The sequence below is a fragment of the Clostridium sp. UBA5119 genome (assembly GCF_002414285.1).
Lineage (GTDB): Bacteria > Bacillota > Clostridia > Clostridiales > Clostridiaceae > Clostridium_J > Clostridium_J sulfidigenes.
This window is the reverse complement of the sequence record NZ_DHYX01000081.1, coordinates 1-14,663: the sequence shown is the minus strand read 5'-3', so window position 1 is coordinate 14,663 and position 14,663 is coordinate 1. Positions and strand designations below refer to the sequence as shown.

The 14,663-nt window shown below is 28.7% G+C and carries 14 protein-coding genes and 1 other annotated feature; of the genes, 2 read left to right on the top strand and 12 right to left on the bottom strand.

What is annotated here, in order from left to right:
- The 5 genes from B2671_RS12625 to asnS all read right to left on the bottom strand — a co-directional run.
- A partial coding sequence (locus B2671_RS12625) for a cysteine protease StiP domain-containing protein (RefSeq protein WP_346870717.1) occupies positions 1 to 223 on the bottom strand: 223 nt, incomplete at its 3' end.
- A gap of 24 nt (positions 224 to 247) precedes the next feature.
- On the bottom strand, positions 248 to 1,513 hold the full coding sequence (locus B2671_RS12620) for a phosphoribosyltransferase domain-containing protein (protein ID WP_346870716.1): 1,266 nt from the start codon (positions 1,511 to 1,513) through the stop codon (positions 248 to 250).
- Between the two features lie 5 nt (positions 1,514 to 1,518).
- A complete protein-coding gene (locus tag B2671_RS12615) occupies positions 1,519 to 2,295 on the bottom strand; it encodes an HpcH/HpaI aldolase/citrate lyase family protein (RefSeq protein WP_346870763.1) in 777 nt (258 codons plus the stop codon).
- 47 nt (positions 2,296 to 2,342) lie between these two features.
- Positions 2,343 to 2,522, bottom strand: a complete 180-nt coding sequence (locus B2671_RS17695; RefSeq protein WP_422653241.1) for a hypothetical protein — start codon at positions 2,520 to 2,522, stop codon at positions 2,343 to 2,345.
- Positions 2,523 to 3,201: 679 nt separating this feature from the next.
- On the bottom strand, positions 3,202 to 4,596 hold the full coding sequence (asnS, locus tag B2671_RS12605) for an asparagine--tRNA ligase (RefSeq protein ID WP_346870762.1): 1,395 nt from the start codon (positions 4,594 to 4,596) through the stop codon (positions 3,202 to 3,204).
- Positions 4,597 to 4,684: 88 nt separating this feature from the next.
- Positions 4,685 to 4,929 (bottom strand) — a binding site (T-box leader).
- Between the two features lie 193 nt (positions 4,930 to 5,122).
- Here asnS and B2671_RS12600 point away from each other — a divergent pair.
- Positions 5,123 to 5,605: a DUF1648 domain-containing protein gene (locus B2671_RS12600; RefSeq protein WP_346870714.1), complete on the top strand. Its 483-nt coding sequence runs from the start codon at positions 5,123 to 5,125 to the stop codon at positions 5,603 to 5,605.
- A gap of 83 nt (positions 5,606 to 5,688) precedes the next feature.
- Here the strand turns inward: B2671_RS12600 and B2671_RS12595 are convergent, their stop codons facing one another.
- The 7 genes from B2671_RS12595 to B2671_RS12565 form a co-directional block, all read right to left on the bottom strand.
- The gene (locus B2671_RS12595; RefSeq protein WP_346870713.1) at positions 5,689 to 6,825 is read right to left on the bottom strand and encodes a DHHW family protein; all 1,137 of its coding nucleotides are present in this window, start codon (positions 6,823 to 6,825) and stop codon (positions 5,689 to 5,691) included.
- A gap of 19 nt (positions 6,826 to 6,844) precedes the next feature.
- On the bottom strand, positions 6,845 to 8,251 hold the full coding sequence (locus tag B2671_RS12590; protein ID WP_346870712.1) for an MBOAT family O-acyltransferase: 1,407 nt from the start codon (positions 8,249 to 8,251) through the stop codon (positions 6,845 to 6,847).
- Positions 8,252 to 8,279: 28 nt separating this feature from the next.
- A complete protein-coding gene (locus B2671_RS12585) occupies positions 8,280 to 8,753 on the bottom strand; it encodes a DUF4358 domain-containing protein (RefSeq protein WP_346870711.1) in 474 nt (157 codons plus the stop codon).
- A 9-nt stretch (positions 8,754 to 8,762) separates the two neighbouring features.
- Positions 8,763 to 9,551: a GDSL-type esterase/lipase family protein gene (locus tag B2671_RS12580; protein ID WP_346870710.1), complete on the bottom strand. Its 789-nt coding sequence runs from the start codon at positions 9,549 to 9,551 to the stop codon at positions 8,763 to 8,765.
- 202 nt (positions 9,552 to 9,753) lie between these two features.
- A complete protein-coding gene (locus B2671_RS12575; protein WP_346870709.1) occupies positions 9,754 to 10,281 on the bottom strand; it encodes a QueT transporter family protein in 528 nt (175 codons plus the stop codon).
- Between the two features lie 898 nt (positions 10,282 to 11,179).
- The gene (locus tag B2671_RS12570) at positions 11,180 to 13,162 is read right to left on the bottom strand and encodes a cell wall-binding repeat-containing protein (protein ID WP_346870708.1); all 1,983 of its coding nucleotides are present in this window, start codon (positions 13,160 to 13,162) and stop codon (positions 11,180 to 11,182) included.
- A gap of 252 nt (positions 13,163 to 13,414) precedes the next feature.
- The gene (locus tag B2671_RS12565; protein ID WP_346870707.1) at positions 13,415 to 13,861 is read right to left on the bottom strand and encodes a hypothetical protein; all 447 of its coding nucleotides are present in this window, start codon (positions 13,859 to 13,861) and stop codon (positions 13,415 to 13,417) included.
- Between the two features lie 290 nt (positions 13,862 to 14,151).
- Between B2671_RS12565 and B2671_RS12560 the strand changes: the two genes are divergently transcribed.
- Positions 14,152 to 14,663: Na/Pi symporter (locus B2671_RS12560; protein WP_346870706.1), on the top strand; the 512-nt coding region annotated here is incomplete at its 3' end.

Below are 14,663 nucleotides of genomic sequence, written 5' to 3'. Positions count from 1 at the left end.
CTACATATGTTGCAATTTTTCTTTTACTCCACTTTAACATGCTAAAAAAAATCTTCTTCATGGATTCACTAGGAACATCTTCCTTAGATATAAACTCTGAATAATTTACTCCGCTTCTAATTAACTCTTCTTTTTCCTCTACCGTAATCTCCTTAATAATACCTGTTAAATCCTTAAGAAGAAGCTCACATTCATCTCCATAGCTATGTCTTACAAAGTTCATTTTATTTTCTCCTTAGTCTTATAACTATATTTTCACAATAATTAAGTTCTCTAATAACTTTATGTTTAGTTCATCTTCTGTAATTAGAACAACTTTATCATAGGATTTTTCTATTTCTGCTTTATTATATAAATAATATTTTACACCTTCATAATAGAAACTATTCTTCTGCTTTATTGGATAGTCTTCATTATCCATACAATAAATAGGGCTTCTAGTTGTACTTTTAAAATACACATGGCCATCTAAATATGAAGCCACCCTTGAAGGTATATATATATTCTCTCCATGACCTAATATTAGAACATTGTTGCACTTTCCGATAATCCCCTGAATCTCTTTAGCAATATCTCTACATTTATCTTCCAGACTTTCTATTTCACCATATTCTACTCCAAATCTTCCACTATGCTGAAAATAACTTTTCTTTCCACATCTTGTTTCTCTCTCTACTCTTTCAAGAATACCCAAGTCTATAACTTCAGTAATTTCATCTAAATTCACTTCTCCACTATCCCAAAGAACCGTTTTATCCTTCACCTTAATATATCCAGATATTAAGGAAACTACTTCTATATCAATATGATTTTCTTTGCATACCTGATTAAATAACTCTCTTTGCTTTTCCTCTCGCCAATCTAATATACTTAAAACTGTATATTTTTTAACATTTGTTACCTTCTTTAATTCTCTTATTATATTAAGCATAGAATTCCCTGTGGTTATTTCATCATCAACTAATATTATTCTATCTGCATTGACAATTTTCTCTTTATCTATTGCAAAACATCTATGAGTTGTTGCATGAGAATGTTCTTCTTCAAAATTAAGTAAGGATTTAATATCAACAACACCTTCCCTTGTGGTAGTTAAATAGTATGATCCATAAATCGATGATGCCACCGCCATACCAAGTCCTGTTGCTGTTTCTGCAAAACCTAAAACACATATATTTTCACCAGGCTTATATGGAATTTTCATAACCTTTTTAGCTACATCTTTATTTTCTTTAGGATTACTTAAAAATTTAATCAATGCATCTGTTCCTGGATTTTTACCATAAATCCTAGATGTTAATATAAACCCTATAGCCTTGCATATATCTGGAATAACTTCTATATGCTTTCCTAGAACCTTACTTATAAATAAAAAGTTTCTTTTAACATTATTTGCTCTACTTCCTAATGTAATTAAATCTTTTATATCTAATTTATAATCATTATTTGCTATATTAATTTCTACACTACTTTTCATATTATCTTTAAAATCTACTTTTAAACTATCATTCATTTTAATCACCATAAACAAACAACTGATTGCTTATCTTCCTCTTGTAAATATATTTTTTCATGAGTTACCCCCTTATTTAAAACACCAAATGCTTTGGCTCTACAATTGATCTTCTTTGCCCAATTTAAATGCGGAAGAACTTCATTCATCTTATTATCTCCACAGCCTTTAAATACTCCACCTTCATTTTGGTTTGTTAATATATTTCTAGCATCCACATACTCCTCATAAGTTACTGCATATATAGAATTCACATACCTTCCCTGACTTGGATGTATTATTGTCTTACCACAAAATCCATTTTCTTTGTCATAAGTTATTTCTTTAATTAATCCTTGTACCTCTTTAGACTCTACTTTAGTTGAAAAATACTCCCAAACTGGTGCTGATATTACATACCCATCTTCTCTTCTTCCAAATACATTTACTATATCTATTAAGCACTCAGAAACTACCCTAACATCGTAAATACTTGTACTTACACCTCGTCTAAGCGCAAATTTAGAAGAGAAATCCGTTCCTCCTACCCTGATATTTAAGATTAAATCATGATAATTTGATAATAACTTCTTAATATTAAGCAACTCACCTATTCTACTTTCCTTATATATTATCTTTTCGCTCTCTAATATAGGCATACCGTATAGATTTTCATTAAACTTATAATTAAGCTCTTGCACATAATTTAAATATACTTGTCCATTATCACAATTAAATTTAGGAAATACAAATCCAGCTAACAAGCTTATTTGCTCTTTTGATAGTCTTTCAGTAAAATTTATAAATTGTTCTTCGTTTCTAACTCTTATAAATATCAGCGGTAGACTTTCTATNNTATAATTTTCATTTCTAAGGATTCATACAACTTGCTTAATAGATTTAAGGTATTTTCTTCACACTGATTTAAGTCACTTTCCTTTGTAGCATCCTCAAAGCAAATAGTAATAGAGCCCACATTTTCAAACCCATTTAAAGTAAGTTTGTCAAAAATATCTCTTAATCCATTCATATAAAGATTAGCACCTAAAGCGTATTGTAGCAAATCTCTATCACTATATTTATTAACTTTTATTGGTTTTTTAAAAAATATATCTTCCCTAACATTCTTTAAATGTTTCATAAATTTCTCACTTTCATTTCTATAATTATTATTACTTCTATTTACATTATAATCCGACTATTTTACTTTCAGATATGATTCAACAACTTTCTTTTCTTCATCTTTTAATAGTTTACGGACTATTGTATTTATATCTCCTAAAACATCTGGATGGATATTCATAATTAACTTTTATAGTTTTCTCTAAATTCTTTTTCTGTAAAGTTAGCTTTTAAACTAAGTACTTACATAACCTATTCAAAACTCACATTAGATTTTGTTCCCATATTATACTCCTTAATCTAAAATTTCGTCATTTTATGCAAGTATATACATATATTATATATCAATTTTATAACTAACAAAACTATATTATAGGATTTCTTTGTAGGTTTTACTTTGATACATTTCAATGTATTATTGATAACATAAGAAATAGCTCCAACTAAGGAGCTATTTTCATATCTAAATTTATTATTTTATAATATTATTTTTCACAAAATTTACTTGGTAGTGTTATTTTACTCTTTCATCTATCTTTTACTCAACCACAAGCCTAATATTTAAGCCATTCTTAGCTAGTTTAATCCTAAAACTCTGCAGTTCCTGTAGTTCTTGGGAATGGTATTACGTCTCTGATGTTGCTCATTCCAGTTACGTACATTATCATTCTTTCGAAGCCTAGACCAAATCCAGCGTGTTTTGTGCCACCAAATTTTCTTAATTCTAGGTACCACCAGTAGTCCTCTGGGTTTAATCCTAATTCGTTGATTCTGTCTACAAGAAGATCATATCTTTCTTCTCTTTGGCTTCCTCCGATGATTTCTCCTATACCAGGAACTAATAAGTCCATAGCTGCTACAGTTTTGTTGTCATCATTCATTCTCATGTAGAAAGCTTTGATTTCTTTTGGATAGTCAGTAACGAATACTGGTCTTTTGTATACTTCCTCAGTAAGATATCTCTCATGCTCTGTTTGAAGGTCACAACCCCATTCTACTGGGTACTGGAACTCTTTATCCGCTTTCTTTAATAATTCTACAGCTTCTGTATAAGTTACATGACCAAAGTCAGAAGTTGCTACGTGGTTTAATCTTTCAAGTAATCCCTTATCTACAAAGCTGTTGAAAAATTCCATTTCTTCTGGAGCATTTTCAAGAACATAGTTTATGATATACTTTATCATATCTTCTGCCAATGTCATGTCATCCTTAAGGTCTGCAAAAGCTATCTCTGGCTCTACCATCCAGAATTCTGCCGCATGTCTTGCAGTGTTAGAGTTTTCAGCTCTGAAAGTTGGTCCAAAAGTATAAACATTTCTAAATGCAAGAGCATATGCTTCTGCTGCAAGCTGACCACTAACTGTAAGGTTTGTTTCCTTACCAAAGAAGTCATTCTTATAATCTATTTTCTTATCCTCAGTCATTGGGATGTTCTCAAGATCCATAGTTGTAACTCTAAACATTTCTCCTGCACCTTCACAGTCACTTCCTGTAATTATTGGAGTGTGAGTATAAACAAATCCTCTTTCATTGAAGAAGCTATGAATTGCATAAGCAACTAAAGAACGTACTCTAAATACTGCTGAAAAAGCATTACTTCTAGGTCTTAAGTGAGCTATAGTTCTTAAATATTCAAAGGTGTGTCTCTTCTTTTGAAGTGGATAATCATTACTTGATTCACCTTCTACTACTATTTTTGTAGCTTTAATTTCAAAAGGTTGCTTACTTCCTGGAGTTAATACAAGCTTTCCTTCAACTATTATAGATGAGCTAATACTTAACTTTTCTATTTCTTTAAAGTTATCAAGGCTATCCTCGAATACAACTTGAATGTTTTTGAAGAAGCTACCATCATTAACTTCTATAAAACCAAAAGCTTTAGAACTTCTTAAAGTTCTAATCCATCCTGAAATACAAACATCTTGGTCTGCGTATTTTTCACTTTCTCTGTAAAGACTTTTTACTAAGACTGTTTCCATAATAAAATCCTCCTTTTATAATTTGATTATTGCCTGTTGAGGTAATATGATTCTATTTTAAGACAATAAAAAAACCTTTCCTTCCCTAAAAAACAGGGACGAAAGGATACATTCCGCGGTACCACCCAAATTATCATATTGATCAACTCAACAAGTACAAAGATCTCTCTTGATACTCTTCCCTTTTAACGGTGAGATTCCGTCTAAGTCTACTCTCCTAAGATTTCGGTTAGAAACTCCGAGATGTTCTTCAATAAGAGCTTCATATTGACCTTCCACCATCGTCAACTCGCTTTAACTACTTCTCATATCTACTCTTCTCATCACAGTCTTTGTTTTCATCTATTAACTAGTATTTTCGAATTTATATTATTTATTCAAAACACTTATTATCTATTATTATATGTGCATGATTTTAGAATGTCAACTATTGGTGAAAAATTTTGTATTTGTTATAATCTAACATTTGTTATAATATTATATTATAGCTTAATATCTATTAATTATTTATATGTTTGGAGGATATTCTATGAAAGAAAAAGTCCCTTTTACTAAATTTCAAAAGTTCCTTGAAACTCTCTCTCTATTAATCTTACTAAGCTCAATAATCTACCTAATATTCATTTGGAGCACCCTTCCTGATACTATCCCTTCTCATTATAATGCTAAAGGAGTTGTTACCAACTGGAGCGGGAAAGGTATGCTACTTATAATGCCTATAATTTCAATAATTTTATACACAGGACTTACAACCCTAACACTGTTTCCTAATATATGGAGTGTACCTGTAGAAATCACAGAAAAAAATCAAAATTTTGTATATACTAATCTAAAAACTATGCTGATAGTTATAAAATTAATCTTAGTTTCTGATTTTGCTTATATGACAATATGTTCAGCAACTCAAAGTTCTTTAAGTGCTTTATTTACTCCTATAGTTTTAATTGCTGTATTTGGTACACTTGCCTTTTTTTTTACTAGAATAATTAGAGGAAGCAAAAAACTTGAATAATATACTTAGAATGTATACAAAATCTTAATTAAATAAAGGAGACTAGATATTAATATATCTAAACTCCTATTTATTATTTATTACTAATTAAGATTTAATATAGAATCGTCAGAATTAAAGGTATTTGCATTGTATAAGAATAACATATCTGTTATATCCTTCGACTCAATTAATTCTTCCATATTATCCATGTAATACCTAAGATCTACCACATCTATCTCTCCATAGTGTGAAGTTAAAAAAGGCAGAAAACTATTGGCATAGGAATCTTTAACTACTAATAGCTTCTTCTTTGGATCTCCTAAAGATTTAATATTAATATGTGGATGATTTCCTCCTGTAAACACTTCATACTTATCCTTTTTATCTAAATTCTCATTGCTATATAGTGTGCCGGTTCTCTTTTGCTCAGTTATATAATTAACCACCATTTCCCCATTTTCTTTAGGTATATATACATTTATACAATCTGGCTTTCCTCTCTTATCTCCTATTTTTGAAGTTAAGCTTCCATAAAAATCATTAGCAACTAACTCAACCTGAAAATCTCCCTCTTTTTTAGGCTCTAGTCCCAAACTCTTACAAAATTCAACATAGGCAAGATAAGCCCCTTTGCTAGTCCAGTGATGGTCTGTCCTGTAGTATAGATACTTATCCTTATTATTTATAAGTGCATCATAAGGATTAATATATTTTACATTAGAACTTAACTTTCCTTCTATGTACTTCATATATTTCAACTGATTATCCACTGGTGCGTATTTAGGTAGCTTATCCTTTAGAATCTCTGTAGCTGTTGGTATCAGCATAAAGCTTGTATTTATATTTTCATGTTTCTTTACAAATTCATTAATAGCTAAAAGCTTATGGTCAGTTTCTTCCTTTGATCTCTCTTCAAAGTCTTCAATAAGTTGATTATTCTTTCCTATAAATACATCATTACTTTCACTTTTGCCTATTAGTTTATCTACCTTAGCCTTAACATTTATAAATAAACCTCTTCCTGGAAATTGGTCTGATATAAAACTCTCATAATGTTTAACATAGTCACCACTAAGAAGTGCTCCTAAAGAAAACTCTGGTCTACTAGCTAGATTTCTATTTTCTGCTTCCGAAAATGCTTTTTCTTTTCTTAACATATTACTTACAGACATTATAGCTATAAATAAGAGAAATACTACTGCCATTAGCCTTCTATTCACCTTGTTACTTTTATCCATTTCTCTCACTCTGCTTTCTTTAAAATCTAAAATATAGGAAAGGATTATAACTTTCACTAACTAAATAAACTATAGATAAAATTAAAACTAACATATTAATAGCTATAACTATATATACGCCCTTTAACTTATACTTATTTTTTATATATGCAATTAAATTTTTAATCAAAGGCGTTGAGCAAATAATTGCTATCACTATAAGTATTAGATTTGTTTTCAAAGTATATTTAGCCATATTATCCATAAATATATTTTTTCCCATTCCAAACATAATCTTTATGTAATTTAGTGCATCTTTAACTTTTGATGTATCAAAGAATACCCAGCTTATGATTACTAAAACTACAGTATATATATGAGCAATAGCATTAGGGACTTTATTAAGAATTTTTCCTAAAAATAATTTTTCAAGAAATATGAATACTCCAAAATATAGGCCCCAAATTACAAAATTCCAACTAGCTCCATGCCATAGTCCTGTGGCAAACCATACTATAAGTAAATTTCTAAATTGCACAGCTTTCCCTCTTCTATTTCCTCCTAAAGGAATATATATATAATCCCTAAACCATGAACCTAGGGATATGTGCCACCTTCTCCAAAACTCACTGATACTCTTAGACATATAGGGATGATTAAAGTTCTCTAAAAATTCAAATCCAAACATCTTTCCAAGACCTATCGCCATATCAGAATAACCACTAAAATCAAAATATATTTGTAGTGTAAAGGCAATTATACCTATCCAAGCTGTTAATATAGATAATTCTTCAATAGGAAGCCCCTTAATAGAAGTCCAAATCATGCCTATATTATTAGCAATAAGAACTTTTTTTCCCATACCGCCAATAAATCTTTCTACCCCTTCTCCAAATTTATCTATAGACTCACTTCTGTTATTAAGTTGGTCTTCTATATCATTATATTGGACAATTGGTCCAGCTACTAGTTGCGGAAACATAGTAATGTATGACCCAAAATTTATAATGTTTCTTTGTGCAACCACCTTTCCCATATATACATCTGCTACATAGGATATGAGCTGGAATGTATAAAAAGATATTCCCAGTGGTAATGGTAAATTCCTTATTTGAAGATTAACACCAAAAATTCCATTGATATTATCAATTAAAAACCCATAATACTTGAAGAAGAATAAAAAACTTAAATTCAGTACAATTACTGTAATAAATATAGCTGTTCTTTTTTCACTATCTTCCTTATTTGACTCTATCATAAGGCCACCTATATAATCAATTAATATAGAGCCTAACATTAAGAAAATATATATTGGTTCTCCCCAAGCGTAAAAAATCAAACTCATTATAAGAATTACTAGGTTTTTAAATTTCCTAGGACATATATAATAAATTATTAAAGTAATTGGCAAAAACATAAATAAAAATATCAAACTACTAAAAACCAAATTAATCACTCCAATTAAAATATAGTTACTACTTAAACGCTTTATTTATCGCTGCTTCTATGGTCGCCGAATCTCTTGAAATGATCAATATTAAGTACTTTCCTTTTATATCTAATACACGATTACTTATTATGTCATATTCCTCGGGTCTATAGCTATTAAAACTATCGGATTGTTTTTTTATTCTTCCATCAACTTTAACCTTTAATTGCTCTATAGCCTCTTCACTTTTCCCTTTTAATATGAGAACTTCATTAGCATCCATATTACTCTTAGGTGCGTATAAAATAAAATCTTCTACTTCATTTTTACTTATATAATATAACTTTCTTAGCTTTGAACTATCCCCTACATCCATGTGCTCGCTGTTTATAATCTGTGAAAGATCATTTCTTAAGCTATCCATATCTGCATCCTTAACTTTAAGAATTTGGTATAAAGCTATAAATACAATCAATACTGCTGCTATCAATATATAATAATAATTTTTATACTTTTTCATATTTATCTCCTAATTATTTGATGTAATCCCTTGGTGTAAATAAGATAACCATTTTAAATAAAAATCATATTTAAAGTGTACTCCATCTTGCTCATAGAGCTCAGCCTTATCTCTTACCAATGCATCAATATTTAAGTAATTAACTGCTGTTTCTTCACTTACTTCATAAGCTAATTTTCTAAACTCATCTAAATTAGTATTAGTAAGCCTTTCATTAGTTTCTATAGCCCTATCCATAACTGGTAGAGGTGCTTGTATGTATATATTAGTATTAGGTAATTTTGTCTTAATATCATTTATAAATTCTATGTAATGAGCCTTAAACTTATCTGGACCTCCAGGTCCACTTCCATCAAATGCTATTACATCATTCATTCCATATAAAAGTACTACATTCTTAGGCTGTAAAGATACAACTTTATCTATGTTTTCTTTTCCTTTAACTACAGTATCTCCTTTATTACTTATTACATTATACTGATTTACTAGTTCCATCTCCATAAGCCCTTCTGTAATAGAGTCTCCCATAAATACTGTATTTTCATAGAACTTATAAAAATCAACTTCTTTATCCTCTACAACCACTTCTGGAGTATGATGTTTCTCTATCTTATCCTGGATTAAACTTAAGTCAGCCTGTTCTAAATCTTTCAAGTGCTTTCTCCCTAATAGTACTCTTTGCTTTTCATTCATCTGAACCTTTTTATTATCTATAAAGGTATGTATACCTATTGCTGCTATTATCACTACTAATATTATTCCTATAATTGTCATAATTCGAAAACTTCTTTTCTTCATGTTATCTTCCTCTTCTGTCTAATATTTATCTTCCATAATCATTCTAATACAACAAATTTAATATTTGGTTACAAAATCCTTACGTTTCTAAAAAACTTCCCTTCATATGAAAAAACCTAAGCATAGATATACTTAGGTTTTTTCATAATAATAATAATATATGGTTCTCAAAATTTTAATACTTATCCGATTATAGGTTATCCTAGTTAAGCTTTAATATATCACTTAAATTCTCATTTTTAATAATAAATTTAAACACTAAAACTCCTATAATTGAAACTACTACAAATTCTCCTATGGCAACTTGTAATACAGAAAGCCAAAATGGTAGATTTATCATGTAGTAAAGTTCTGCCCCTATAATTAAAGCATTTGATATAGTTGCCCATAAAGATGCTATAAATAGTACAAGTGTTTTATTATAGCCTTCTTTTTTAGTTAAAATCTTCTTAGTTTTCCAAATTAAAACTAGAGCTATTAAACTAGCTAAACTTCCAAATATGGTATCTACTATTGCCATAGGGCTTAGTAGAAAATTTGAAATGGCACATCCTATAGTTAAGGCTGGAATATATAGTGGGTCTATAAATGCCAAAAGCACCATTACCTCTGATAATCTAAATTGAATATTTCCAAAGGAAAAGGCTCCAAAAAATGCAGTAACCGCTACATAGGCAGCTATGATTAATGCCATCTTTAATAATTTTTTAGTATTGTTGCTAGTATTCATAAATATAATACCCTCCTCATTTTTTAATAGTGTAAGCTCTTAGCCTTACTAGATTCATATATTGCCCTATTTAACCCCATACAAACCTACTAATAAAATAATGAGTCTAGCTATGTCACCTCACTAGCTCCGCACCTATCTTTAACTCAGCATTTTCTTTATCTAAAAAATACCACCCCATATTTATTGGTGATTAAATTATATACTCCTATAATATATATTTATATATCTCATAGCAAAAATAAAGGCCGTCATCCAAATGACAGCCTTGTAATCCTTGTACATAAATAAAGCTCTACCTTTTTATGATGAGCTAATTAAAAGATTTCAATGCCGTAGTTTTATTTAAAGACAGGAGGCTTACGAACTGTCACTCTTATTTTGTTCAATTACATTATATAATGTAAAGTGTTGAATTTCAAGTGTTTCAGAGATTTTCATAAGATTTATTTTATTATTTATTCTCATGTAATATTGATATTTTCTATATTTTTCGTTGGAAATTTTGTTAGAATAATTTTTCTAATGAAATTTATCAAAATACTATATTACTATTGATTTTTGATTATTAAAATATTCTATCTATAGATCTACAATCTTCCACACTAGGTCTCCCATCTAAAATTCCTGGAAACTAATCATACATATCACTTTATTCCAATTCCATTTTTTTACAATAATTTATATTAAAACTTACTACGATAAAATATGTTATCCACATTCAAGAAGAATATTATTCATTTTACATTAATACCCTTTTACTCACTTTTCATACTTCTTATAGCTTGCACATTTTTTAACTTATATTCACATATTACAGAAATAAAATTCCAGTATATTAAGCATACTGGAATTTTATTTCTAAATCTTTTTATAAATTATAATTTAAATATTATCTTTAATCTAATTCTGTGATATCTTTTTCTTCTGCTAAACCAATTCTCCATTGTCCCGATTTACTTCTTGCGGAATAATAAAGCAAGTATCTATTTTTCAATCTTACTAAACTTGATTTATATAGAGTACCGTTATCAAAAGAATCTTCACCTTGTGAAGGATTGAATAGATTTTTCATTGGCAAAAAATTTACTCCATCTTTTGATACAGCATAATACAATCCTTGATTTCCCGCTTCATTATTATTATAGCCGTTAATGACTATCTCATATCCTAAATCTGTTTTTATTAAATCATGATGCCATAGATGGAAGGTAGATAGCTTGTCTTGAAATTTACATATCTGAATATCCTTAAAGTTTTTAAAATCATTAGTTTCTGTATAATATAAATCACTACTATAGTTAGAAAACCATATTTTATATACACCTTTATCATAAATTATAATTGGTGACACATAGTCATATTTTTTGTTAAAGGTATCGTGGGCTAGAACTAATTCTTTATCACTCCACCTTACACCATCCTTACTTTTCATTACATAAACCATATTAGTACCATTATCTGTATTTTTATTATCACTACTAGATGGATTATATCTAAAATACACTTCTAATGTATCATCCACTAAACAAATATTTATATCAGAGTAATGACCTCCATTTGCAACATCTTTAGGCATATCTAAAGGATTCTTAGAGCCTTTTAAATAATTAAAATTACTTCCATTATTACTAACTAATATTTGTGGATTTTCATAGTCGTCATTCCCATTAGGATAAGGTGTTAATCCCATCAAGTACTTATATCCATTCCAACCCTTTGGGGCATACAAAACATCTGGATGAACTGCTTGATTACTTCTATCATAAGTTGGAGTCACTAAAGGACTTTTAGCATTAGTATAAAATTTACCCCAAGATGGTACATTTAATAAATCCTTGCTAACAGTTGTTTCATTCCCTATAGCAATAATATGCTTTATATTACTTCCCTTTTCAATCATAAATTCTTGCATAGTTTTATTTAATATTTTTGAACCAACATCAATTAAAGGCATATTGAGAACACCACTTGCTGAACATGCTGATATAAATTCTGATGTATCATTACTTGAAGCCATCATAATTTCACCACCGCCATATAAACTTATATTCTTATTCATTAACTTTAAATCTACATTTTTAAAATAATTAGCTATATCTATTTTTTTCATCTTAAGATTAGAAAATGTCCTATAAAAGGTATCCTCATTTCCTGCAAAATATATAGTTGAATTATTTTTATTTCTTAGAAATTTATATGTTGACAAATAATTATCTGATATTATTACTGGTGTCTCATTCATCATTCCAATGTATGATAATAGCATTACTTCTTTAAGATTATCACCTTTTGAAAGAATATATGTATTATTATCTTTAAATTCTTCTGCAATTCTGATGCTAAGATTAGTACTATCCTTTTCTTGAACTCTATTTACTTCTAATCCTTTTTCTACAAGTTCATTTTCTATATTCTTTGAAATTGAATTTTCTTCTCCAATTAAAATTATTTTAGTTGATTGTAATCTACTAACCTCATTCTTTACTAAATCACTCAACACTTCTCTTTCAGTTAAAAGGATTGGTGCATTATACTTTTTACTTAGTGATAAGGATAAACATCCTTCCATAAAATTTTTATTATTTATTATAATGGTAATATCAGAACTTTTCCATATTTTTTGACACATACTTATAGCTGTTTTTTCAGGATTTTCTTCAGTAAATCGACTTACTTCTAACATGTCTTTATGATTTGCTAAATTCATACTATTACTATTTGCCATAGTGCTAATAGCTTGTTCATTGTTTTTAGACCAATTGTTTAACCACTTAAAAAAATAAACTCCTATAATTACAATACATATACTCACTATTGGTATTATAAATCGTATAATCCTCTTTTTAATAAATTTTCTACATCTTTTACTTTTTCTCATATTAATACTCCATTTACCTTATTTTTATATTTAATATATAATTTTTTTAAAAATTATATATTAAGTAACCTCAACCATTTCATTATACACGTTAAGTAGATATTAAATATTACATTAACATTACAATTTTGGAATATATAATCTTTTATTATGGTAAACGAGTGGCTAGTATATAATTGTGAAAACAAAAAAGCCAAGAATTAAATTCTCAGCTTTCTTTCTTCTAAAATATCCTTTAGATTTTTTATATGATTAATTAAGTCTTCTTCCAATTTCTTCGAGGCAAGCTTTTGCTTTATTCATTATTGGAATTAACTTACCCTTTTTATCTTCTTTAATTTTACTAATACTTTTATCTAAATCTTCATACTTTCTTTCTATAATTCGTTTTGTAATATCTGGATACTCCTTTAGCAGCTCTATATCCCTTTCATTTATATTATCATACATAACCATGTCATTTATGGCATCTGCCACTCTATTATATATATTTATTTTAATTAAGGTTGGTGAATCATCCTTTGCACGATCAAACTCCTTTTTCCTAACAAACCATGGTTCAGGAATATCTTTTTCAAGGTTATCAGCTTCACTTTCAAAAATAACTAGATTTTTAATGCACTCTCTATGTTCGATGACATCAAAATATCCTAAATATTCAGTCTTTTTAACTCTTTTTATTATTTCTTTAAATTCCATAAGCCCACTTCCTTTCTTATATTATATAATTCTAGGCTTCTTTAAACATTCCTTCTATATTATATACATTATTTTTCACTAAAATACACAAAATAAGTTAATGAGGGCTTTTGGAACTTTTTCCTTTGTTAAATTCATGTTAATTTTTCTTTATCTATTGTTAAAACTTTCTACTCTTTGTTAAATAAAATGTTTTTGTGTTACTATTAAGTTAAAATTATTGTATCTTTAATTGTGTCTTTAGAATGAATATTATTTGAATACATATTATTTATTGGAGGTTTAACACTATGGAATCATTGTTTTTAATTATTAACCTTTTAGGAGGTCTTGGAGTATTCCTATTTGGTATGAAGATCATGGGAGATGGTCTTGAAAACCTAGCTGGCGAAAAGTTAAAGGGCATCTTTGATAAAATTACCTCTAATCCACTTAAGGGTGTTGCAACCGGTGCTATAGTTACTGCTATAATTCAAAGCAGTAGCGCTGTAACTGTTATGGTAGTTGGATTTGTTAATGCAGGTATTATGAATTTATCTCAAGCAGCCTATGTAATCATGGGTGCTAATATTGGAACAACTATAACAGCTCAATTAATTACCTTTGATTTTGATGCTATTGTTCCTTTATTTATTGCTGTTGGAGCTTTTCTAGTATTATTTACTAAAAAGAAAAATCTTAAAGAATTAGGTCATATAATTTTAGGATTTGGTGTTCTATTTTTAGGTCTTACTTTAATGTCTTCTGCTATGTCTCCTCTTAGAGAGTCCCCAGTATTCACAAAACTTATTTTAAGTCTAAA